This window comes from Paenibacillus maysiensis (genome assembly GCF_000520815.1).
In the GTDB taxonomy this organism is placed as follows: Bacteria; Bacillota; Bacilli; order Paenibacillales; family Paenibacillaceae; genus Paenibacillus; species Paenibacillus maysiensis.
Map to the genome: position 1 here is coordinate 1 of NZ_ASRY01000071.1, position 22,681 is coordinate 22,681.

Here is a 22,681-nt window from a genome sequence, read left to right on the forward strand (position 1 = left end):
ACGAACATTTCCCCGGCCGAAGCGATTTCGACGCCGCAGCCTAACGTGCGAAGCAATCCCGCCAAGGCTACGTTGCCATTGGCCTTGAGTGCGTAATGCACACGCACAGCCGGGTGCAGCCGGGTTAGCAGCGAGCTGACATGAGCATGCAGCGCGTCGCCATCGTAATAATAAAATGGCGTCGGATGCTCGCCGAAGCGTTCCAGCAAGGCTTCGTCCTTTTTATCCATCTGCTGAATCTCCCCCCTCTTCTTTTTCCTATACAGCATAGATCGTCTGGCCTGAACGGGCGGCCTCATGAATAGCTGCCAGCAATCTGACGCGCTCGGCGGCCTCGTGGAACGGAATCGGCTCCGCGACTCCCCGGATGATGTTGCAGAACGCATCCAACTGATTGACGTAATAGTTCATCGGCTCGAAAACGGTTTTAATTTTGGAGTCTGCCATTGTATCCTTCGTTATTTCCGTCTTGAGCGTTATTTTATAAAAGCCCAGATTCGCCCGAAAGCAGTCCTGCAAAGTAACTACCGCCGAATCAAAGGTTAATACATGAGCGCAGCGGTATGGCCGCTCGAATGAAAAGAGGGCGGATGCCTCCAGTCCCCCCGGATAACGGGCCTGTGCACGAAATGTCCAGTCACAGCCGTTAGGACCGTCGAAATCTGATTGACTGCGGAACTCCGCCTGCTCCAGTCCAGCGACTGCCTGAAGAAGCTGGAGCCAATACACGCCCAGATCCCAAAAGCATCCCCCGCCCTGCTCCGGTCGGGATCTGTAATTCTCCACATGCCCGTCCTTTGCGGGAATGCACAGGCTGGTCGCTATGGAGCGCAAACGACCATAGCGACCGGAATCCACGATATTGCGCAGCTCGCGCTGCCAGGGATGATGCTGCACCATGACTCCTTCCAGCAGGTGAGCGCTGCTCTGCCCGACTGCCGCTTCCAGGGGAGCCAGCTCCGCCGGATTCAGACATAACGGCTTCTCTACAAGCACATGCTTGTGAGCCTGTAATGCTTTACCGATCCACTCGGCGTGCAGATCATTACTCAGCGCAATATACACGGCGTCAATCTCCGGGTCGTTCAAAAGATCCTTGGCATGCCGATAAACGACACTAACGCCGAAATGGTCCGCCAGATCTCCTGCCTTGGCAACGGTCCGGTTCGCAAGCGCGGTTACACGGGCCCCGGCAACGTGCCGAATTGGCTCCAGCAGCGCGCGAGGTGCAATGGCTGAACAGCCAATGAGGCCAAAGCGGATATCCCGTACTGCAGGCTCTTGCGCCGCTGCTGCGGCGTTCATGACCCTTTCTCCAATCCCATTGAGCTTGCCCGCACCTGAGTGTTCCTCACATATACCTCCACATATCGTGGTGTCTGACTTCGCAACTCCACGATCCTCCGATGCATGTCCTCCAGAATCTCAGCGCTGCCGCCATAAATTTGCATCCACGTATCATACCGTATCCCCAGTCCCAGCCGTTCCCACAGATCCGCATTATGCATCTCATGTACACCGAACGGCTCCAGCATAATGAGTGGAGTGGCTGTGGCGAACGAATCTGTCAGACTGCCCCCGCCAGGCTTGCTCACAATGGCCTGGACATGACATGCCTGATCCAGCATGCCATGGTAATCCGCCCCGACCTCATACAACGTCTCCTCGCCAGCCTTCACCTCACCGAAAGGCGGAAATGTATGCTCCCCGGCTTCATTCCGTTGCCATGTTCTCCACTGCGGGTCCATTCGGAAATAACGTATACCGTCCCGCTGTTCATCCGGCTGATCCTGATCATACAGCAGCAAATCCAGTGCCCAGCCCGTCTCTTTCAGCCGTCCAACCTTGTCACGGTACGTGCCCATGCCCCAACCGCCGCCATGCACAAATAAGCGGGATTGCCGTGCTTCAAATGGAACATGCTCCACAGCCGGGACATCAATATAGTGGCTGATTCTATTTTGGTCATTTTCAAAAAATGTCGTTTCTCCACACCCATCGGCAAAGTGCGGGTTATGCTTGGCAAGATTTTTCCACGAAGGAGAAGGCGTGGAATCCATATACACAATGTCCACATGTATCGATCCCGGTTCCCTGCGCTTGCGATACTCCTCCAGTACATACATCCAATGGCCGGACAAGCATATAAAATGCCGCCGATCCTCCTCCATCCATCGGGTCAGCAATACTTCCAGGGCGGCGAGATCAAGCGAATTGCGCATATCCTGCGGAACCTTCTGTGACATTAAGGCTACAGCGAAATTGTCATGGTACGCTTTGCGGCTTTTGTCCACCTTGAGACGGGCCGACTCGGGCAGCACATTTTCAAATACATGAATCGCCGTCTCCACGCCCAGCCTGCGAAGACCCGCTTGCATCAGCAATCCGGGAGTATAAAAGCCCAATCCGAAACCGGAACACAAAATCGTTATCAGCATACTTTCGTGCATACCCTTATGCATACTCTCGCTCATGCTCATACGCCTCCCGTTTAATTCAGCACTGTAAAATGATGCTCCGCCAAAAAATGCTCCAGTTTCGAAGTCAGACGCATTTTTTCCTCTTCACCCGCGGCAACCAGTTCCAAATAAAGACGACCTTTCCCTCGCGTCCGCTCACCTCCAGTTGCCTCTTCTTTACCCTGAAAATCAGCTACGCCCTCCGGTCCGCCAGACACAGTCAGGCTGTCACCACTGCCAATGCCGCTAACGCGAACCTGCTTGGCAGACGATCTGCCCCCGCGCTCCGTTGTTTTTCTGCTTGGGGTGCTTTTATGACCTGCATTCCTGTTTTCGCCATCTCGTCCACCCGTGTTCACATACAGCGTATTGGCACCCAGCGGCATCACGCCTTCTTCACTTTCACCTGTGAACAGCAATCCTTCACATTCCAGGCCTTCCAGCAATTCTTCATAGGACAGACTGCCATCATGGGACAGTGAATAATTCGTCAGCGTGCCACGCATATTTTTTCCAGCCAAAAAGGTGTCCAATTGGTGCTTGATCAGACTCATGGATTTACGGGCGTTAATTTCGATAATAGGCTCCAGCTTCCCGCCACGGAGTGTCATCGAGTCAATGCAGACGTCGCCGTAATAACCGTCCTGATACAACTGCTTCCCTACATCCTGCATTAAGCTAAAATAGCCCTCGCGCTCCAGCCGTTCCATAAAAGCCTTATCCGGCGATAATGATTCCCGATAGGCAAATTGGGTGTTAGCCAGCCACTGCACAGACAGAATATCGACACTTCCGTTATCACCAATCGTAAATTGGCATGAAAAATCCTGCTCCTTCTCCAGAAAAGGCTCCAGAAGGAACAGTACCCGTTTGCCTTTTCGTTCCTGTCCACGTAAATACGATACAATCCGGTCCAGCATCTGTGTTGAGGTAATGTGCAGGTTTCCTTTGCCCGATACACCAAAATCATCCTTGATTAAAAAGCTTCCATCCCGCAGCAGCTTGCGTCCCGTCTCAGCTACATCCGCAAACGAAGTCACAATATAGCCGGGATGGCACAGACCGAGACTGCGTTTTAAATCGGAAGAATAGGTTTTGGCATTCACCTTGCGGATCGTTTCCAGCGGCGGCTGATGCAGCGTAATCCCCCAGGCGCGTGCAGCCTCCTCGACATGAGGCAAACCCGCAAACGGGCTAAGCACACATCCCTCCAGTTGCGGAAACCCCGTACTGGTATCGGCCCTGCGACTGCCCAGCAGCTCAAAAACGGAAGCCGCCGACACATTCCCGGCCTGCTCCGTTCCGTCAGTCAAATCCCGTTCATTCACAGCCGGGCGAAAACCCAACTGCGCAATATACTGACGATGCACAGGCGAAATCGCATAGCGGGTCAACAACGCGTCTCCCGGCTGACAAAAGCTGAACAGAAGCTCATCCATACCTGCTACAATCGCAGAAGAAGCCCGGTCAGGAATGGCGGGCAGGGAAGCTAACTGGGCATCCCGCCAGTACACCTCCGCTTCGAACGTTCCCATATACAAATGACGCTGGTTTGGTATCGCATTCATATGATTCGCTTCCTTTCCTGCTTCGTAATTAGCCTGCTAGTACGGTAGCGCTACTGGCTTGCACTCGTATAATCACGCAAGGCAAACTGCCATATAAAGCGGATCACCGCCAGTAGCCAGATCGGGGCGAGGAATGCCCAAATGATCAAGCCGGGTTCCATTTTGCCCAGAATAAACATCGGTGGAAAATTACAAATCACAAACACCGGAAGCACGAACAGGCCGATACGTTGAATCAGGTTACTATACACCGCCATCGGCACATAGTTCGTTTCGAAAATGCTGTTGGACAGCTCCGTTACCCCGTTCGTGCGGATGATCCAGAAGGCCAGCAGTTGGGGCAGCAGAAACACGGAATAGGCCGTCAACACTCCGCAACCGAGCAGCACAGAAAAGCCCCCGACCGTCTCAAAGTTGAACGGCAGACCGAGCCGAACCCAGCCAATGCCCGTCATGATTCCACCGCCGACTACGTTTGGAACGGTGTAGCCCAGCTCAAATTGCCGCAGCGTCACCATAAATTGCAGGGACACCGGCTTGGTCATAAGCACGTCCAGTGAACCGGTACGGATTTTATCGGGCAGACTTGTAAAATTACTGTAGAACAAGCCGCTGTAAAAGCCGCTCATCATCGTAAATACGCCAATATATAACAGCACCGCGTCAGGAGACCAGCCATTAATATCCGTTCCGGCCCGGTACGGAACGGAGGCGTACAGCAGCTTGATGAGCAAATAAGCGGTTTCGACCAGAAAAGCAGTAATGAAATTAATGCGGTATTCCATCTGCGACATGACGGAAAACTGGACGAACTTCCAGTACAGCCGGATATAACGTCCAACGTTTCGGCAAACATTTTTCATGTTAACCTCCTACCGAGACAAAGCGTTTGACCCCGGCTTGCCACACCCGGCGCGATACGGCCGCTAGCACTACAATCCAGAGCCATTGCACGCCAATGCCTTCAGCGGCTTCCAGCATGGTCAGTTTGCCCGTTAATACGTTCACCGGAAAAAATACGGTGTAGCTGAACGGTAGCAAACTGAACATGCGGGCCAAAACGTCTCCAAAAATCGTCAACGGAAACACCGTGCCACTAGCTACATAAATGACGAGCGACAGCGTGTAAAACAGTCCCGCCGATTCCGTCACCCAAAAGGCTATGCCGCTCAGCGCGTAATAGACCACAAAATTGAGCACCAGCGCCCCCGGCAACGCCAATATGTAGAGCAGGATATACGACAGCCCGAAGCTGATTTGTCCTTCCAGGCTAAGGCACAGCAGTAGAATCGCAGCCGCCAGCAGCACTACTGCGGACTGTATCGCCTTGCCTCCAATAAACCGACAAAAACGGTAAGCAAAATAATGTACAGGCTGCACCATGAATTTGGCCAGTCCGCCTTCCTTGATGTCTGTAGCAATTTCGTATTCAAACCCCGTGGCGATCAGCTTCCCGGTTACCCCTGCCATGACTACATACACCAGCATTTCCGACAAAGAGTAGCCCAGCACCCTTGCCTGTCCCGATGAGCCGAATACTGCGAGCCAGAGAAAAATTTGTGTCATGATCGGTAGTATAAATCCCGCCATCTGGAGCCAGTAATTGGCCCGGTATTCCATTTCGTTTTGCATGCCAAGCTGGAGCACCTTCATGTATTTATTATTTCGCATCGGCCAGCCTGCCTCCATCGTACAAATTGGCTATCCCCTCTTCCAACGGGACGTCCTCAATCGTAAAATCAACAACAGGCAGCGCATCCAAAATCTTTTTGGACCAGGTTAGAGTATCTTCTGCATCCAGCTCAAATACCGCCTCCAGCTCCGAGTTCGAGCGCAGCTTGCCAAGTCCCACCAACGTCAGGTTAGGCACAGGGGTCTCCAGTCGAACCTTGAGCAGCTTGCGGGCGCCGATCACCTCATTCACCTTGTTTAAATCCCCGTCATACACCAATCTGCCCCCGCTGATAATGATGGATCTGCTGCACAAATCCTCAATATCCTTCATGTAGTGGCTTGTCAGCAGAATGGTCGTCCGGTGTGTGCGGTTATAGGCTTTGAAAAACTCGCGAATCCTCCTTTGGGAAACCAGATCCAGTCCAATGGTCGGCTCATCCAGCAAAATGACCCGTGGACGGTGCAGAAGCGCGGCGATCAGTTCCATTTTCATACGCTCGCCGAGAGATAGCCGCCGAACCTGCACATGAAGCTGCTCCTCTACCCCAAGCAGGGTGACCAGCTCATCCAGCGCCTCTTTATAACGATTTCCATCTATTTCATAGATAAGCTTGTTCAGCTCGAACGACTCGCTTGCAGGCAAATCCCACCAAAGCTGGTTTTTCTGTCCCATCACGATGGAAAACTGACGTTTAAACTCTTTTTGTCGCTTCCACGGGGTAAAGCCGAGTACCGATGCCTCCCCGTCAGTGGGATGGAGAATGCCGGACAGCATTTTGAGCGTCGTTGTTTTGCCCGCCCCGTTCGGGCCAAGAAATCCGACGATTTCTCCTTCCTCAATGGTGAAGCTGATATCCCGCACGGCCTCCTTGGTCAGCTTTTCCCGCCTGAACAGGTTTTGTAATGACTTGCGCACGCCCGGCTCCTTTTTATAGTACGTAAACGTTTTCGACAATTGATTCAATGTAATGGACGGCATTCAATTCTCCCTCCTCTTTCATCTGTCCGTGACACCTTGTTGAGTATTCCTGATACGATTTGCCTGATACGTTATGCCTGAGCTACTCGGCTGTTTGCTCGGCTAAAATCATCAATTCCTCCAGCATATGCCGCTGTTTGTCAATCAACCTGAGGGCGCGTTCGGTAATGTCAGGCATCCGATGCTTGCGCAGTTGAAGACCTGTTTTGTAAATATGCAGATTGAGCTTATGCCACTCCGCATGCAATGATTGCGCCAATTCCACCACAGACTGCGCTCGCGGTCCCAATGTGGCTTCATGCAGCATGCAATAATCCGCCGTGTAATCGGTCAGATGAAGGGCGCTACCCAAACGCAGATTGTAATAGATTTCATGGCAGTACGTACGGAAGTCCGCATCCCCCATGTCTGTCAGCAGGCGGAAATCCTCTACAAAGGCCCGGTAGCCCTCATCTCCCCGCTTGACCTGTTTGCCAACTGCGACATTTCCGGCTTTATTTCCCGGGTCATTGGACGAAGGTACACCTCTCCAGACCGCTTCATGTCCAGTTACATATTGACGAATATGGTATGCACACGCCGCATGCAGTTCGTCTGGCGAAAGGGGCGCGGGCTGTTCCACCAGCCAGGCATATTCAATAATGCCCTGCATCAGATCGTCGAGCCGGGCCGAACCGACGTAAGTCATGGCATGTCCCGAAGAATCCAGCAGGAAGCTGTCATTTACCTGTGCTGTTCGCTCCTGCAAGTCCAGTCCAGCCAGCTCAATGACATGTCCTCTTGGATAATTTTTCACATACACATCGTGGTAGGTTAAAGCGGTACTCGATGTGTGCAGCATCGTACCGTAGCCTGATGTCAGCGCCCGCAGCAGATCGCTTTCATCGCTTACACCAACAATCCACGGCTCCACCCGAATCACCGGACCGCCGCTGGCTGCCATTTCCTGAAGCTGCTCCGGATATTTCTCGGGACCGAAGCGCTTCAAATCTCCGCTATATTCCGCGCACATACTGCCGCATAGCATGAACAATTCAGATTCCGCCATGTTCACGCCATACCGCCGCAACGAGGTGCGCAGGGATGAATATACACAGTGCTTCCCTGGAGGAGCATCTATAACTTCTTCAGCAGCGTAGTCGACAACGGAGTCATGAGCATCCTCCATGCCGGATACCTGCACAGGCCTGATCTCTGCCGCCCCCTTATGCATATTTGCCCAGCAGACGTTCGATGCCTTGAAGTGTAGAAAGATGCTCCAGCACCAGATCGTCGTCCTCCATCGTGATATCCAGCTCATTTTCCAGCTCTACAATCAATTCAACAGCGGATAGGGAATTCAGCCCCAAGGTTCGCAAATCCTGCTCCGGAGTCAACTGTTCCAGTTCGCCCGGAGCCAGCTTCAATACCTTTTCCAGCAAGGGTACTACGTGGTACACATCTGTTTTCATCCTAAATTCCTCCCGATTTATGAGCTTCCCAATCCCGCAATGACACCTTCCAGCCTGTGCGCATAGGCTTCGGCTTCCTGCCAGCTGTCTGCCATAATAAGCGTAAAAATCCGATTCACATAGCCCCGCTTCACCGGAGTACCGGACAACGTACCTGCCGTATAAACAAACACCCCTTCGGGGCGTTCGGGCGTGTAGAGTAAGCCTTCCTCTGCGAGCAAGCCGCACAAGCGGCTGTAGGTCAGCGGTGTGGCGGTAACGTTGCGGTAGTAGCGGGACAGCGTTTTATGCTGCTCTCCCAATACCGAAGACAGGAACGAAATATAGGTAGACAAGGTAAATCTGCCGTTAATCTCGATCACCGGAACCAGCAATCCTCCTTCATCGACAAAACCGTCAATGGAAGCCATGCCCGTATAACCGATGGAATACAGATACGTTCCCAACTGGCAGGCACAGCGTCTCACTTCTTCCTCCAGCGCATCGCCAAGCTCAGCCGGAACTCGGGACCCGGTGTACACAGTGCCGTCCACGTTTTGCCTTTTCAGCGAAAACATCGTCACCCCACCGCCCTCGTCAATACAGAGCTGGTAGTTCAGATCCATCTGCTTGTTATGCCAGCGCTCCACCAGCCAGCCTCCAGAAGAAGGCGATGAGCCGCCGAAGCGTTTCATCACACTCAACAGCGTATCCAGCTTGGACAGCTCGTCCAGCATATACATGCCTTGTCCCGATGCACCATGCGGCTGCTTGATGATCAGCTTCACAGGCCCGTCCGACAAGTCGGCCAGTCTGCCACACTCCCTGCGGATCGCCGCTTCGTCTGCACATACAGCCCCCTCGCTGACGGCAAAACCGAGCTTTTGCGCAGTCAGGCGGCTGAATATTTTATCATTCACCCGGGCGCTGACTGAGGACGGAGCCCCGATCAGCTCCAGTCCACAGCGCTCCGCAATCGCTTCCTCCTGCGGGGTAACCGCATATGGAACAAGCCACGCTTTGGCTCCGTTACTACCGTGGCCTGCTTCCGCAACCACACGCAGCCGTGCCAAAAGTGCCTCGTCCGCCAGCAGCAGCTCCGAAATCGGCGTTAACGGATCAGAAGGCTCCGGTACCTCAATACGCGGCAGGCTAAAGCCCAACCGCTGAAGCATGTCCAGAAAAGCCTGATCCGGCTGTTCCCGCAGCACGATCACATCCTGACTTCGACACAACAGAAGATTCATTTCTTCCATCCGGTTTACAACCTGTTGTTCATCACGGTCTACCATGCCCCCCTTACGGGGGGATGGATGCCACACTTGCTCTGCGCCGATATTAAACAGCCAAATCAGGACCCCATGATCCCGTTCATGAGCAAGCGCTTCCACAAGGTTAACGGTTTTGGTTGTCACGTCCTGTCATCATCCCTCTCTTCCATCCAGTCACAAACAGCATCCATAGAAAACTAAATATATTTCAGAGAGCCTGTCCCGTGCAGATACAACACGCTGCATTTGGAGCACACCGGCGTCAAGCCTTCATGATTGATCTTTTGACGGGTTTTCTCATATGCATCCGAATTCCATATCTCCTTCAGACTGTGGTCACGCAAGCTTCCAATCGTAAATTCACTGAAAAATTTGCAAGGCATGACCTTTCCATCCGGCAAAATATCCGTTCTGGAAGTGAGTGCCAAGCAATGATTGGAGCAAAGGCTGACCATTTCCTCACCATGTATAAATTTGTCGATTTCCTCATAGTCCAGACCAGGCTGATAGCGCACGCGAATGTTCCACACCCGCTCATTAATCCGCTGTAGCTCCTGCATGAGAGGGTCGATATTATCCGGGTTGATTTTATATTTGAAAGCATGCCAGCTACTAATATTTTTTTCCTCCAATTGTCGAAGCCAAGAGAAGTTACGTGTAAAATATTCATCCATTTTGAGGGAGGTTTCTTTGGAAATGTACCAGGGGAACGTCAACAGCACCAGATCCAGCCTCTTGTCCTCCAGCATTTGCAGAAATTCGTACATCCGTCCGATCATGTTATCGTTAATGACGGCATGGACGGTCACCCGTCCCTTGTACAATCCCTGGTCACGCAGTTCAATCAGCTTATCCATCTGCCGCATCGTTTTTTGAAAGGTGCCTTTACCGCGAATCAGATCATGTTCTCTTTCAAAGCCTTCAATCGCTATTAACAGCTCCAGATTTTCAGATAAATCCAAAATCCGGTCCAAGTATTTATCAATGAGCAGTCCATTGGTACAAAAGGTCATTTCGCGCCGATCTTCGGCCAGCACGTCCAAAATTTCGTCAAAACGCCGATGAAACATCGGCTCTCCGCCCCACATATACAGCCGGGACTTGGCCTCCTTGGTCTCGCTCAAAATTTGCCGAAGCATATCCGGGGCAAGATCCATGTTTTGCTCTTCTTTATCCATTTGATGATGATAGCCTTCCTCGTTCCATTCAAAGCAGTGCGTACATCTCAGGTTGCAGCGGTTGGTCAGCTTAATGCCAATCGTCTGGGGCATGTCCGTTTTGAAAGCAGGGTCCTGTGTTGCGTTACGGTAAGATACAGAAGCGTTTTTCAGGTTGCGCTTGATGAGCTTGAACGCCTTCTCATCAATCAGCACATTGCTTTTGGGCTGCATGCTAACACCTCGTTTAATGGATTTTCAGGCACATGTACCAAGCTGTACGTCAGACCGTCTCCATTCCCTCCGGGTGCGGCGCTTTTTCCGCATCGCTAATCCCCTGAATGTAGCTGCAAAACGCATCTACCGAGCTCAAATGCTCCAGCTCAAAGGAATCAAAATCAATTTCTACGTCAAACGCATCCTCCACTTGCAGCATGAAATGAACCAGCTGCAACGAATCCAGTCCTGCATCATGAATAATGTCCGAATGTCCATCCAGCTTACCGACCAGCTCAGGATCTTCCTTGACCGCGCTGATCATTTCAATCACTTGGCTTTGCATAGCAAACTCCTCCTTGTGAATGATCCTATTCGTTCCGCCCGACAATGCTATCTGCAAAGCTCCTTGGAAAATTCCTACATTGGAACTTTATTCAATTATACTCCTCCATTGAAGAGACAAGTCAATAGGTTGTTTTGTAAATATATCTTACATTATGTAAATTAATGTATGGTGATTTCGACAATTTTCGCTACCTTATTTATTCATTTTTATTCATTATTATTCATTATTATTCATTATTTTATATAATCCAAACTTAAAAGTTACCTCTGGTGCCACTACGCAGTCGGATGATGCTTCCCATCGCCACCGCTGCGCTTGTACAGCACCATTCCGCCTACTCCGTTTTGATGTTCATTTTTCGAGTTCGACTTATATAGCTCACATCTTGCTTCCATCTGCTTGCATGTGAGACAGGATTATTTTACAATAATAATGAAAATATTTTTCTTTATATATTTTATTTTTACGATAATTATTTTCACTTGGAATATTCTATAGCCAAAGGAGCGCTGCTCATGTCCCCCATTCTTCATACCTTAACCCACAGATTGGAGCAGCTTCCCGTGCAAGAGCGCAAGCTGGCGGAATCCATTCTGCAAGCTCCGGGAGACGTGCTGTATCTGGGCATTCGGGAGCTGTCGGAGCGTTGTGGCGTGAGTCCGGCGACCGTCACGCGGTTTTGCAAATCACTGCATTTTAAAGGCTATCCTGATTTCAAAATGAAGCTGGCCGCCGAGCTGCCCCGTTCGAACAGTGACGGTGAAGCCTCCTATCAGGACATCGTCGCCGGAAATTCGCTCTCTCGTATCGTGGAAGCTATTGAGGCGAATCATACCGCTTCCATTGCGGATACGACCCGATTGCTGGATTTCGGCAAGCTGGAGCAGGCGATTGCATGGCTGTCCGCCACAAGCCGCATTGATCTGTACGGCATGGCGACCTCCTCGATTGTGGCGCAGGATTTTTACCAGAAGCTCATTCGAATTGGCAAAAATAGTACCGCCTTCGCGGACTCGCATATGCAGATTACCTCTGCCTCCTCGCTCGGGCCGGGAGATGTCGCCTTTGCCATCTCCTATTCAGGGGAAACACAGGAAACCATCGCGGCTCTGCGCTGTGCACAGGAACAGGGGGCCAGAACATTGTCCCTGACCTCCTTCGGCAATAACACGCTGGCAGGTATTGCGGATATTGCGCTATTTTCCTCCTCGCTGGAAGAAGGGATGCGGCGTGGAGATATGGCGTCCCGCATTGCCCAGCTTCATATCATAGATATCCTGTTTACAGGTATGGTCAGCGCGGATTTTGACAAATATATTCCGAGATTGGAAGGTTCGTATCAACAAGTAAGCAAGCTCAAAAAACAACCAGGGGGCCACTGAAGATGAACATACGTATTTTGAACAGCCGTGAAGACCTGAATGCTACTGCTGCCGCTGTGATCACCAGCTTACTGCTGAACAAGCCGCAGGCCATGCTTGGGCTCGCTACCGGAAGTACACCTATCGGCATTTACCGTCATCTTGCAGAAATGTACCGTAAGGGACAGGTGAGCTTTGCACGAGCCTACTCCGTGAATCTCGATGAATACGTTGGTCTTCCCCCGGAACATCCGCAGAGCTACCGCAGCTTTATGAATGAGCACTTGTTTCAGCATATCGACATTCCTCTTGCCCATACACGCGTACCTGACGGTATTGCGGCCAATCTGGCAGCAGAATGTGCGGCCCACGAGCAGGCAATTCTGGATCACGGACCCGTGGATCTCCAATTGCTCGGCATTGGTCACAACGGCCATATTGGCTTTAATGAACCCGGGCACAGCCTGACGGGAATCACACATGTGGTAGATTTGGAAGAGGGAACGCGCGCAGCGAATGCCCGATTTTTTGGTAGTATAGATGCTGTACCCAAGCAAGCAGTCACGATGGGGGTAGGCACGATTTTGAAGGCAAAGCAAATTGTACTGGTCGCTTTTGGCGCGGATAAGGCAGACATTGTAAAGCAGGCTTTCACCGGACCTGTAACCACAGAATGCCCGGCTTCCCTGCTGCAATGTCATCCCAACGTGCTGATTTTACTGGATCAGGAAGCGGGAGGCTGGTTAAATTGAACTCGGATGAAACGAATGGTGGTCTAACCCAACTGCTGTATGGACAAGTCGTCATTGAAGATCACATGATTGAAAAAGGGGTTGTCGCTATTGAGGGACAATCCATCGTATATGCTGGTACAGAGGATGATTTGCCTGCTGATCTAATTGCAGTAGTAGTGGAAAATCAGGATGATGATGCAGCGGTGGGGGCAAGCATCGTGCGATTGGAAGACGGCTACCTGCTGCCAGGCTTTATTGATATTCATGTTCACGGCGGTAACGGAGAGGACTTTATGGACGCCGATCCGCAGGTTCTGGATACGATTACCTCTTTTCACAGCTCCCACGGAACGACCGCAATGCTGGCTACTACGATGACCGCACCCAAGGATCGAATCGACCGGGTGCTAAGTGAGGTTCACGCCTACATGGCACAGCCTATGCCCTATGCACAACTGGAGGGCGTACATTTGGAAGGGCCGTTCATTAGCCCGAACTGGCCAGGAGCACAAAACCCGGAGCACATTCAACCGCCGAATCTGGCCTGGGCGAAGGAATGGGAGCAGCGCTATCCGGGCCTTGTCCGCCAGTTGACGCTTGCGCCCGAACGGGAAGGCGCACTGGAGCTGATTGCATGGCTGCGCAACCATGACATTACTGCGGCTCTCGGTCATACGGATGCCACGTATGAAGAAGTGGAGCGCGCAGCGGCGGCGGGCCTGAACCATGCGGTGCATGCGTTCAATGCCATGACTCCGCTGCATCACCGCAAGCCGGGAGCCGCAGGAGCTGTGCTTGCTGATCCGCGCATTGAAGCGGAAGTTATTGCGGACGGTATCCACGTGCATCCCGCTGCTGTCTCCCTGCTCGCCAAGCTGAAACAGGAGCACAATCTCATTCTGATTACCGATGCGATGTCTGCCACCGGGCTGGAGGACGGACATTACACACTCGGCGATTTACCAGTAATCGTGCAGGGCGGCGTGGCACGGCTGGAGGATGGCGTCACTCTGGCAGGAAGCACGCTAACAATGATTGAAGGCTTCCGATATCTGGTTCGTCATGTGGGTCTGACTATTCCCGAGGCATCACAAGCAGCCAGCCTGAATCCCGCTAAGTCCCTGAACATTGCGCATCGGACAGGTTCGCTTAAAGCAGGTAAACAAGCAGACATCCTCTTACTGGATGCAGACTTAAAGCTGCAAGGCGTGTGGATCAAAGGAGTGCGAAGATAATTCAGTATTATGATTACCCCTAAACCAAAAAGCTATCCCCCGGCGGTCATCCGCCGAGATGGATAGCTCTTTTTTTGGCATTACACACATATGTGGTGAATTAGCGATGATTCAGAGGTGCAGGGGTATGATTTTGTGGACGAGTTGGTGCCGTTGTTGATCCTTCTGTTGGACGGTTTGTATCTGCCGCAGAGGTCGGGAATACACGTTCAATCACATCCACCATTTCATTGCTCAAGCCTCTGATCGGACGACCATTTTGCACACTGCGCGAAAAGTCAGTGGTTTGTTTGATAAAGTCCGGGTTAGCCGATACATACACCTGTTCAATCGAAGGTGCAAATTGCTTAACTTTGTTAGCAATACGGCTCTTGACTTCATCACTTGGTTCGTATGCAGTTCTTGCTCCCTCGATTGTGGTATTAGTGTTATCTGTACCATTGTTGTCCGTCAAGCCACGCAACATACCGTACGAGCCTGTACCCATCGTACCGAACAAACCATCATCACGACGCGCAGGTGTTCCATTCCCGGTAACACCATTGTCAGTCATTCCCGGCGTTGTAGTATCTGTAGTACGGTTCCCTCTAGTTCCATTAACACCATTCACACTCGGTACATTCCTGTTACGCTCAGTACCGTTGACGCTCGGAGTACCGACACCTGTTCCGTTTCCTTGATCATTCAAGGAAACCGCTACATAGGCATTACGTTCACCAACCAGTACCGTCGCTGATTTTACATCTGGCAGCTCAGATATGCGATTGGATAGGGAACGATCTACACGCAGATTACCGACACGGTTTCCATTTTCGTTAGCATTTTCGTTAACATTTTCATTCAGCCGCATTCCGTCCATACCATTGGACTTGACCCCGAAACGGTTCACACCATCCATCCGTGTGTTCTGTGCATTGTAACGGGTATTGTTCGTGCGGACGTTACGGTTATCTGCTTCCCCACATCCAGTCAAAGCAGCCATGCTGGCGAGTAAAGCAGCAGAAATCGTAAAACTGATGACCTTCTTAGTTACTGGCATGAACTCATCCTCCATACATATAAAATGTGTGACGTGAATAGGATGCGCTATGATTCTCAGGGCTATGCTGACTAAAAAATGACTAAAAAATAAAATTTTAATGTAAATATGAAATACAATTGATCTTTTACCACGAGATGGCATGTATAATAAGCTTGAAAAATACTTTATTTTACAAAAGGAGGATTTCAAGTTTGAAAAAGATCACCGTTTTGATGCTCATTTTTTTGTTATCCGTCACTCTTGTCCCCGTCGGCGCTTTTGCAGGCTCCACTACACCCCAACCCCCGAAAGATCCTGGAGGAAGCTGGGCAGAAGGCCCACCACCTAATCGCCTTGATCCTGCCAAGCCCGCACTATTATTTGTACATGGTTTGAACAGCAGCGCGGAAGTCTGGAAGAATAATAACGACATGCTTCAGCGCGCACGTGACGCCGGATACCAGACGGCCACCGTTAATCTGTACGATGCAAATGGCACATCACAGGATATGTGGGACAATGGAAAGCTTCTAGCCGACAAAATTAAGGTCATTAGTAATCACTTTGGAAAAAAACTCATCATCATTGCCCACAGCAAAGGTGGAGTGGATACTCAAACCGCTCTTGTATATAACGGAGCCGCTCCCTATGTACAACGTGTGATCACCCTCAGCAGTCCCCATCATGGCTCACAACTTGCAGATCTCGCATACAGTAGCTGGGCCGGGTGGCTGGCAGATATTATTGGCTCACAAAATCCCGGCACCTCTACTTTACAAACCTCTTATATGAAGTATTACCGATCCAAGACCGATGCACTCAGCAACGCAACTACAATCCCATTCTTCACGTTTGCTGGTGATAACTGGTCTGACGGCAGCGCTTCCTACATACTGGGCGGACTTTACCTCTCATCCTTTGGCAAGAATGATGGACTAGTCACAGTCGACAATGCCAAGCTTCCCGGTGGACGTGTAGTTAAAGTCGGACCCTGGGATCATGCCAAAGTCCGTACCGGATCTTACGTCTTCTCCCTGATTCAACCTTACCTCCAAGCGAATACTCCAGCATTGAATCAGGAATCTGAGGCACTTTCAGCATCTTCCTTGACTGCCTCTGCATTACAATCCACCTATAGCGATATCGACAATTCCCACTTTATCCGAGGCGGCGACTATAACGGTAAAGCCTCAGAAACCCTTACCGTTGAAAATGGGGTTCAATCCATTAAGCTGGACTGGATCAGCGATAAACGTGTGAGTAAACTCGAGCTGACCAAGCCGGACGGTACTAGCGAAATTGTTAGTCTGAAAGCAGGTTATGATGACGAAATTTTTGCTGGTGCCTGGCATCATAGTGCAGTTATTACAAATCCAAAACCGGGCATGTATAAGTTGAACGCCATGATTCCGGATGAAGGGGCCTATCTCCTGATTGCCCGCTATCAAGCTGCTCAGGTTCCTGAACTGAAATATCATCTGAATGCTGTAGGTCCGAAGCTGAATCTGGAGCCACAGAATTCCCCTGACAGCGTTACGCAAGTCACCTATCAGGTGCAATATTACGGTGATCCGCAGCAAGGAGTTACTTCTGCAACCAAGGGTCTTACGATACAGCAAAAAACCGTTAATCCCACCGGACAAATCGAGCTGTCCAAAGCGGACAAGCCCGGCATCTATTCCGTAACCTATGAAATTAACGGCACCACAGAGGCAGGATATCCGTATCGCCGCACAGCTGTTCAATCCATTTATATTGATGCTGACGGGAATAAGTATGTTGATTAATTAGTTTTTCCATTTGTGGATGGATGTATGAGTACGAAAAGGGGCTGTCCCAAAAGTCAATTTTCGATTTTGTCAGCTCCATTTTATCTTGAATTTGGTTGCAAATAAGGACCTCATCTCCCGCTTGACTGTGGAATTTGAGGTCCTTTTGGCCCCTTTTCCGATCAAATTTCTATTAATAATCCCACTTCATAGTATTGAAAAAAGTTTTTCCTCCTGGTGCAAAAAATCTCTACAGCCTTCCTCCATTGTAATAAGAAAAGCCATTCGGATCGTTTAATAACCCCGTAGTTGGCTGTATATATGCGCTGGTAACTGTTAAAATTAGAAGCTCTTATTTAATTTTTTTGAATTTGACATCACTAAAGTCATTAAAAAACCTGCAATAAATGAAATCGTTACAGCAATCAAAAAGTTAATAACATTACCAGCTTCAATACTTACAAATCCAATAATTCCTGCAGGTCCAGGGGCTACATTTAATATATGTTTAAATGCCGCATAAGTACATCCACATGCCGAACCTACCATTGCAGCATAGAACGGAAATTTCATTTTCAAGTTCACACCAAACATTGCAGGCTCTGTAATTCCTAACAGTGCAGATATTCCCGAAGACACCGCCACGCTTTTCATTTTCTTATCTTTGGTAAGAAACATAGCAGCAAAAGTTGCTCCGCTTTGTGCGACATTGTTGCAGGATACGAGTGCAAGTAAGAAAGACCCTCCTCCAGCAATGAGTTGAATATCAATAGGAAGAAGGCTGTGATGCATTCCTGTCAATGTCAAAGGAGCTATAATAAATCCAAAAATACCACCACCAAAGAATCCGAGTACATCATATAGCCAGACCATGCCGTCTGCTAAAAGATTCCCTGCTGCTCTCATTATTCCACCGACAATTGTAAATGTAAGAAAACTTGTGAGGAAAACAGTTAGTAATGGTGTTAGTAAATTATCAAGTACAGATGGAATAATTTTTCTTAATTTTCTCTCGATCCACGACAGAATAAATGATGCCGCTAATACAGGAAAAACAGTGCCTTGATATCCGACTTTTTCAATAGTTAATCCAAAAATATGCCACACAGGGACTTTGTTATTGAGAATTGCATCACCATAGCCATATGCGTTGAGGAGATCAGGATGCACCATGATCATTCCCATTACGGCCCCTAGATAAGGATTCCCACCAAATTTTTTGGTCGCTGAAAACCCTATTAAAATGGGTAAAAATACGAATGCAGCGTTAGCAAATATATTAATCATGTTAGAAAAATCAGTAATATTCGGGTATACATCCATTAAAGACTTGCCTGTAAAAAACAGTCCTTTAGAGGTCAATACATTATTGATCCCCATAAGCAAGCCTGCCGCTACAAGAGCAGGAATAATCGGAACAAAAATATCAGACAATAGCTTCACAAGTTTTTGAAGCGGATTCATTTTATGATCTGCTTCTTTTTTAAGTTCTTCTTTGGTAGACTCCTTAATATCTGCATATTTAATAAATGAGTTATAAACTTCGTTTACTGTACCTGCACCTAAAATAATCTGATACTGACCTGAATTGCTAAATTGTCCTTTCACAAGTTCAATTTCTGAAAGTTCTTCTGTTTTCGCAATAGACTCATCCTTTAGCACTAAACGAAGACGAGTTGCACAGTGAGCCGCGCTTATGATGTTGTCCGGTCCTCCAATAGCATCTAAAACCTGCTTAGCTGTCTTATCTATTTTATTATTGCTCATTTCATTTAGCCTCTCCTTCGATGATCTCGTATATCATTGCTTCATAAGGTCGTAGTTGAAGGTTTTGTACATTTAAGCTGGAATCATCATAATTACTAATTAAAATTTGCACCTTGTCTTTGCTGCTTACTGGAAATTTGAAACTTCTTTCCTGATCGTAAAAATTACATACAATTAAAAGCTTTTTATCCTCAAAAATTCGTTCATACGCATAAATGCTTTCATCTTCCGGATCAAGGAGACAATACGTACCATATATCAGGTTTTCATTGTTTTTTCTGATATGAATCAGCTTCTGATAATAATAAAAAATCGAATTCGAATCTTTGATAGCGCTTTCTACATTAATCTGAGTATAATTTGAATTCAATTTCATCCAAGGAGACCCGGTAGTAAATCCTGCATTTTTATCCGCAGACCATTGCATTGGAGTTCTTGCATTATCTCTTGCTTTCATATAAAAAGCCTTCATAATTTCCTCTTTTTTAAATCCAGCTTCTATTCTCTCCCTATAAATATTTTGTGTTTCAATATCTAAATAATCTTCAACAGAATCGAATGTAGCATTTGTCATACCGATTTCTTCCCCTTGGTAAATATAGGGTGTTCCTTTCATACCATGTAATAATGTGGCTAACATTTTTGCAGATTGGACTCTGTACTCACGGTCATTTCCCCATCTTGACACAATTCGAGGCAAATCGTGATTATTCCAAAACAAGCTGTTCCAGCCTTCCTTATCAAGTGCATACTGCCATTTACTCAAAACCTGCTTTAATTCTCTTAAATCGAGCTTTTTCAAGTCCCATCGTTGTTTACCTTTCATTTTGTCCAATTGCATATGTTCGAATTGAAATATCATACTTAATTCATTACGCTTGGGATCAGAGTATAGTTTGCCGTTTGCCGTTGTAGCCCCCCATGTCTCCCCAACCGTTAGCAAATCTTTACCTCCGAAAGTAAATTTGTTCATTTCCTGCAAATACTCATGTAATTTTGGGCCATTTTCCTTTATAAGTTTGTCAGGTTCCTTGCCGATCAAGTCAATAACATCCATCCGAAACCCACCGATACCTTTATTTATCCAAAAATTCATCATGTTCCATATACTTTGTCGCATCTGTTTATTTCCCCAATTTAAATCTGGCTGTTCTTTGCTATAAAAGTGTAAATAATATTGGTTAGTATGTTCATCAAATTCCCATGCCGAGCCACCAAAATTAGATTTAAGTTCATTTGGCTCACGGCCATCAACCGGATCGCGCCAAATATAATAATCCCGATACGGATTATTTTTGGATTTTTTAGCCTCCTGAAACCATTTATGCTGATCTGAAGTATGATTTACAACTAAATCTATAATAATTCTCATTTCTCGTTTCTGGCTTTCAAGTAACAGTTTATCCATATCTTCCATGGTTCCAAATTCAGGTAAAATGGAATAATAATCACTAATATCATAGCCATTATCCACATTAGGAGATTGATAGACAGGGCTTAACCAGATTACATCAGCACCTAAATCCTTTATATAATCTATTTTTTGAATAATTCCTTTGATATCACCAATCCCATCACCATTAGTATCATAAAAACTGCGCGGATAAACCTGGTAAATCACACTTTTATGCCACCATTTTCTTTGTTTATCTAACATCTATTGCTCCCCTTTTGTATTCTGAAATCGTATTCAGTATAATCAAATCAATAGCTTACTTCTTGCACATTTCCGAATTTTAATAACACTATTCTCATTTTGAGGGGATTTATTATGGTAAAATTATCGTTAAAAGAAAACTCTATTCATGGTACACCGCTTTTTCCGTTACATGTGTATAGTAAATTTAGAAGAACCGAATATTATGTAGGATTTCATTGGCATGAAGAATTGGAATTTATTTATGTCGAGGATGGAATCATGGAAGTCACCGTTAACTCAGAGACTGTAAAGATAACTAAAGGAAATTTTATTTTTATTAACTCCGGGGATCTGCATCAAGTGACTGGAACAGGATCTTCTATTCATCACGCTATTGTATTTCTACCGCAATTGTTAAACTTTGAGTATCCTGATACATGTCAAAATACCATATTAAAACCTTTAATAAGCGGGCAGTTACAATTTCCTTCCATCACAGATTTGGACGATGAGGTGAAAGAATATATAAAGGATCGTTTAATCCATATTATCTCTTTAAAAAACATGGAAGATGCCCTCTCATCGTTAAGCATTAAAATTAACCTTTTTCAAATTATTGAAGTTCTACTGAGAAAGCAGCTCTTTTTAAGAAAACAAGCCGACATCAACGGGAAACAAGAAAAAATTAAAAAAGTCATTACCTATATTGAAAACAATTATGATCGCAAAATATCACTTGAAGAATTGGCCTCCATTTTAAACATGAATAAAAATTACTTTTCCAAATATTTCCAAACTGCAATCGGCAAAACACCCGTTACCTATATTAATGTATTCCGATGCGAAAAAGCTGCCGCACTGCTAAAAAACAAAGATCTAAAAATATTAGATATTGCCTTAATGGTTGGATTCGAAAACTTCAGTTATTTTATACGAAAATTTAAGGAATACAAACGCCATTCACCCGCAAATTATAGAAAATTGTTTTATCATTCTGAATAATATTCTCCATAAGAATCATTCTTGTTGAGGATTATTTTTATTATAGAAATATTTAACATTAATTTCATTAAAAAGAACAACCCTCGTGTAAAATAATGATTTTCATTGCCGCAGTTCTTCTATAAAATCAGTCACAATACTTTGAACGGCATCCTCACGGGACATGCGGATATACCGGCTGGTTTTCTGAATATCTTCCTTGAACAAATGAAGTATCCTGCTCATAGCTTCCTGATCTCCGCCTCGTGCTAATTGGAGCAGTTTGATGAACTCAGCATCTGAGATAATTGATTCAGCATTTTCTTTTTCCATTTATTCACCGCCTGTTGGGATAGCTTCAGCTCTCTTGCAATCTGTGCTTCGGTTTTGTCTAGTATGTAAAGGTCAAAGATGATGGCTTTTCCGATCTCAGATGGTAGAGAGTTAATGAGCTGTAGAATGTACATTTTAGAGTTTGCAGAGTCTGTAAAAGATGGAGTAGCGACGGCTTCGTTCTTTTCCATGACAAATTCATGATTGGTTTGTACCCGGGCACGATACTGAATTCTCCATGCAATGCGGTACAGCTTTTTACGATATTGTTCAACCAATGTTAGCTGAGATTTATTCATCATAAACCACCCTTTCTCTTTGGATTTGGCTTTTCGAAATCCTCATATTATAGGGTAATTTGAGAACACATTTTACAACCAAAACAGAACATTTGTTCTTATTTATTATACTATTTTTTGATCCGGTTGTATACGGTTCTTTTTATTTACCTTCCTTTATATATGGCTAAAAAGGAGGGAAACCATTGCAGATGGATGATGCTCTTTCTATCATAACCAACGTAGGCTTTCCGGCAGGTCTTTGCTTTATTTTGTTGCGGCACATCCTGCACACCATGGAAGAAAAACTGGATAAGCTGGATATCTCGCTCCATGAGCTGATTGAGGTCATTAAGGAATTAAACGATGGGAACCGTCGCTCTTCCAAAAGCGGCAAGCCTGACGAGTAACGAACACAAAAAAGCTCCAATCGACGATGATCCGCCGATGGAGCCTCTTT

General features: G+C 47.4%; 22 protein-coding genes and 1 pseudogene. 6 read left to right on the forward strand and 17 right to left on the reverse strand.

The window, feature by feature from the left end:
* From L696_RS28245 to L696_RS0104295, 12 genes and pseudogenes are all read right to left on the reverse strand, one after another.
* Positions 1-230: pseudogene (locus L696_RS28245) on the reverse strand (type III PLP-dependent enzyme); the annotation flags it as partial.
* A 28-nt stretch (positions 231-258) separates the two neighbouring features.
* Entirely contained in the window at positions 259-1,305 is a 1,047-nt protein-coding gene (locus L696_RS0104245) for a Gfo/Idh/MocA family protein (RefSeq protein WP_025682528.1), read from the reverse strand.
* Positions 1,302-2,474 carry a UDP-glucuronosyltransferase gene (locus L696_RS0104250; protein WP_245233285.1) on the reverse strand — a complete coding sequence of 391 codons (1,173 nt, stop codon included), beginning with the start codon at positions 2,472-2,474 and terminating at the stop codon, positions 1,302-1,304. Before L696_RS0104250 ends, L696_RS0104245 begins: the two co-directional genes overlap by 4 nt.
* Before the next feature lie 17 nt (positions 2,475-2,491).
* A complete protein-coding gene (locus tag L696_RS0104255) occupies positions 2,492-4,027 on the reverse strand; it encodes a hypothetical protein (protein ID WP_025682530.1) in 1,536 nt (511 codons plus the stop codon).
* A gap of 50 nt (positions 4,028-4,077) precedes the next feature.
* The gene (locus L696_RS0104260) at positions 4,078-4,890 is read right to left on the reverse strand and encodes an ABC transporter permease (protein WP_025682531.1); all 813 of its coding nucleotides are present in this window, start codon (positions 4,888-4,890) and stop codon (positions 4,078-4,080) included.
* A gap of 1 nt (position 4,891) precedes the next feature.
* A complete protein-coding gene (locus L696_RS0104265) occupies positions 4,892-5,698 on the reverse strand; it encodes an ABC transporter permease (RefSeq protein WP_025682532.1) in 807 nt (268 codons plus the stop codon).
* Entirely contained in the window at positions 5,688-6,680 is a 993-nt protein-coding gene (locus L696_RS0104270) for an ABC transporter ATP-binding protein (RefSeq protein ID WP_025682533.1), read from the reverse strand. Before L696_RS0104270 ends, L696_RS0104265 begins: the two co-directional genes overlap by 11 nt.
* An 82-nt stretch (positions 6,681-6,762) precedes the next feature.
* A complete protein-coding gene (locus tag L696_RS0104275) occupies positions 6,763-7,893 on the reverse strand; it encodes a hypothetical protein (RefSeq protein WP_049827267.1) in 1,131 nt (376 codons plus the stop codon).
* Positions 7,886-8,131, reverse strand: coding sequence for an acyl carrier protein (locus L696_RS0104280; protein ID WP_025682535.1), 246 nt, complete (start codon positions 8,129-8,131; stop codon positions 7,886-7,888). Before L696_RS0104280 ends, L696_RS0104275 begins: the two co-directional genes overlap by 8 nt.
* A gap of 17 nt (positions 8,132-8,148) precedes the next feature.
* Complete coding sequence (locus L696_RS0104285) at positions 8,149-9,525, reverse strand: preATP grasp domain-containing protein (RefSeq protein ID WP_025682536.1); 1,377 nt, start codon at positions 9,523-9,525, stop codon at positions 8,149-8,151.
* Between the two features lie 53 nt (positions 9,526-9,578).
* Positions 9,579-10,772, reverse strand: coding sequence for a radical SAM/SPASM domain-containing protein (locus L696_RS0104290; RefSeq protein WP_025682537.1), 1,194 nt, complete (start codon positions 10,770-10,772; stop codon positions 9,579-9,581).
* A 49-nt stretch (positions 10,773-10,821) separates the two neighbouring features.
* Positions 10,822-11,100: a phosphopantetheine-binding protein gene (locus tag L696_RS0104295; RefSeq protein WP_014277736.1), complete on the reverse strand. Its 279-nt coding sequence runs from the start codon at positions 11,098-11,100 to the stop codon at positions 10,822-10,824.
* Between the two features lie 518 nt (positions 11,101-11,618).
* Between L696_RS0104295 and L696_RS0104300 the strand changes: the two genes are divergently transcribed.
* Genes L696_RS0104300 through nagA form a run of 3 tightly spaced genes read left to right on the forward strand, consistent with a single transcriptional unit; the run spans position 11,619 to position 14,433 of the window.
* Positions 11,619-12,485 carry a MurR/RpiR family transcriptional regulator gene (locus L696_RS0104300; RefSeq protein WP_025682538.1) on the forward strand — a complete coding sequence of 289 codons (867 nt, stop codon included), beginning with the start codon at positions 11,619-11,621 and terminating at the stop codon, positions 12,483-12,485.
* Between the two features lie 2 nt (positions 12,486-12,487).
* On the forward strand, positions 12,488-13,216 hold the full coding sequence (gene nagB, locus L696_RS0104305) for a glucosamine-6-phosphate deaminase (RefSeq protein ID WP_025682539.1): 729 nt from the start codon (positions 12,488-12,490) through the stop codon (positions 13,214-13,216).
* Positions 13,213-14,433 (forward strand): N-acetylglucosamine-6-phosphate deacetylase, encoded by a 1,221-nt coding sequence (gene nagA / locus L696_RS0104310; protein WP_025682540.1) that lies wholly within the window; start codon positions 13,213-13,215, stop codon positions 14,431-14,433. The genes nagB and nagA overlap by 4 nt, the downstream gene beginning before the upstream one ends.
* Positions 14,434-14,533: 100 nt before the next feature.
* Here the strand turns inward: nagA and L696_RS0104315 are convergent, their stop codons facing one another.
* Positions 14,534-15,472: a YhcN/YlaJ family sporulation lipoprotein gene (locus L696_RS0104315; RefSeq protein ID WP_025682541.1), complete on the reverse strand. Its 939-nt coding sequence runs from the start codon at positions 15,470-15,472 to the stop codon at positions 14,534-14,536.
* 194 nt (positions 15,473-15,666) lie between these two features.
* Here L696_RS0104315 and L696_RS0104320 point away from each other — a divergent pair, with 194 nt between their 5' ends.
* Entirely contained in the window at positions 15,667-17,241 is a 1,575-nt protein-coding gene (locus L696_RS0104320; RefSeq protein ID WP_025682542.1) for an esterase/lipase family protein, read from the forward strand.
* 324 nt (positions 17,242-17,565) lie between these two features.
* On the opposite strand, the gene L696_RS0104325 is transcribed toward L696_RS0104320, so the two are convergent.
* Positions 17,566-18,990: a sucrose-specific PTS transporter subunit IIBC gene (locus L696_RS0104325; RefSeq protein ID WP_025682543.1), complete on the reverse strand. Its 1,425-nt coding sequence runs from the start codon at positions 18,988-18,990 to the stop codon at positions 17,566-17,568.
* Between the two features lies 1 nt (position 18,991).
* Entirely contained in the window at positions 18,992-20,647 is a 1,656-nt protein-coding gene (locus L696_RS0104330; protein ID WP_025682544.1) for a glycoside hydrolase family 13 protein, read from the reverse strand.
* A gap of 114 nt (positions 20,648-20,761) precedes the next feature.
* Here L696_RS0104330 and L696_RS0104335 point away from each other — a divergent pair, with 114 nt between their 5' ends.
* Complete coding sequence (locus L696_RS0104335) at positions 20,762-21,631, forward strand: helix-turn-helix domain-containing protein (protein WP_025682545.1); 870 nt, start codon at positions 20,762-20,764, stop codon at positions 21,629-21,631.
* 102 nt (positions 21,632-21,733) lie between these two features.
* On the opposite strand, the gene L696_RS31750 is transcribed toward L696_RS0104335, so the two are convergent.
* Positions 21,734-21,856: a hypothetical protein gene (locus L696_RS31750; RefSeq protein ID WP_245233286.1), complete on the reverse strand. Its 123-nt coding sequence runs from the start codon at positions 21,854-21,856 to the stop codon at positions 21,734-21,736.
* Between the two features lie 23 nt (positions 21,857-21,879).
* Entirely contained in the window at positions 21,880-22,242 is a 363-nt protein-coding gene (locus L696_RS0104345; protein ID WP_025682546.1) for a sigma-70 family RNA polymerase sigma factor, read from the reverse strand.
* A gap of 191 nt (positions 22,243-22,433) precedes the next feature.
* Between L696_RS0104345 and L696_RS0104350 the strand changes: the two genes are divergently transcribed.
* The gene (locus L696_RS0104350) at positions 22,434-22,631 is read left to right on the forward strand and encodes a hypothetical protein (RefSeq protein ID WP_049827269.1); all 198 of its coding nucleotides are present in this window, start codon (positions 22,434-22,436) and stop codon (positions 22,629-22,631) included.
* Positions 22,632-22,681 lie beyond the last annotated feature (50 nt).

Excerpts from the sequence above, each read along its gene's own strand:
- L696_RS0104255 (WP_025682530.1), bottom strand. The coding sequence starts at position 4,027 with ATGAATGCGATACCAAACCAGCGTCATTTGTATATGGGAACGTTCGAA.
- L696_RS0104270 (WP_025682533.1), bottom strand. The coding sequence starts at position 6,680 with ATGCCGTCCATTACATTGAATCAATTGTCGAAAACGTTTACGTACTAT.
- L696_RS0104300 (WP_025682538.1), top strand. The coding sequence starts at position 11,619 with ATGTCCCCCATTCTTCATACCTTAACCCACAGATTGGAGCAGCTTCCC.
- L696_RS0104335 (WP_025682545.1), top strand. The coding sequence starts at position 20,762 with ATGGTAAAATTATCGTTAAAAGAAAACTCTATTCATGGTACACCGCTT.
- L696_RS31750 (WP_245233286.1), bottom strand. The coding sequence starts at position 21,856 with ATGAGCAGGATACTTCATTTGTTCAAGGAAGATATTCAGAAAACCAGC.
- L696_RS0104260 (WP_025682531.1), bottom strand. The coding sequence starts at position 4,890 with ATGAAAAATGTTTGCCGAAACGTTGGACGTTATATCCGGCTGTACTGG.
- nagB (WP_025682539.1), top strand. The coding sequence starts at position 12,488 with ATGAACATACGTATTTTGAACAGCCGTGAAGACCTGAATGCTACTGCT.
- L696_RS0104275 (WP_049827267.1), bottom strand. The coding sequence starts at position 7,893 with ATGCATAAGGGGGCGGCAGAGATCAGGCCTGTGCAGGTATCCGGCATG.
- L696_RS0104330 (WP_025682544.1), bottom strand. The coding sequence starts at position 20,647 with ATGTTAGATAAACAAAGAAAATGGTGGCATAAAAGTGTGATTTACCAG.
- L696_RS0104265 (WP_025682532.1), bottom strand. The coding sequence starts at position 5,698 with ATGCGAAATAATAAATACATGAAGGTGCTCCAGCTTGGCATGCAAAAC.
- L696_RS0104280 (WP_025682535.1), bottom strand. The coding sequence starts at position 8,131 with ATGAAAACAGATGTGTACCACGTAGTACCCTTGCTGGAAAAGGTATTG.
- L696_RS0104350 (WP_049827269.1), top strand. The coding sequence starts at position 22,434 with ATGGATGATGCTCTTTCTATCATAACCAACGTAGGCTTTCCGGCAGGT.
- L696_RS0104345 (WP_025682546.1), bottom strand. The coding sequence starts at position 22,242 with ATGAATAAATCTCAGCTAACATTGGTTGAACAATATCGTAAAAAGCTG.
- L696_RS0104250 (WP_245233285.1), bottom strand. The coding sequence starts at position 2,474 with ATGAGCGAGAGTATGCATAAGGGTATGCACGAAAGTATGCTGATAACG.
- L696_RS0104290 (WP_025682537.1), bottom strand. The coding sequence starts at position 10,772 with ATGCAGCCCAAAAGCAATGTGCTGATTGATGAGAAGGCGTTCAAGCTC.
- L696_RS0104245 (WP_025682528.1), bottom strand. The coding sequence starts at position 1,305 with ATGAACGCCGCAGCAGCGGCGCAAGAGCCTGCAGTACGGGATATCCGC.
- L696_RS0104295 (WP_014277736.1), bottom strand. The coding sequence starts at position 11,100 with ATGCAAAGCCAAGTGATTGAAATGATCAGCGCGGTCAAGGAAGATCCT.
- L696_RS0104315 (WP_025682541.1), bottom strand. The coding sequence starts at position 15,472 with ATGCCAGTAACTAAGAAGGTCATCAGTTTTACGATTTCTGCTGCTTTA.
- L696_RS0104325 (WP_025682543.1), bottom strand. The coding sequence starts at position 18,990 with ATGAGCAATAATAAAATAGATAAGACAGCTAAGCAGGTTTTAGATGCT.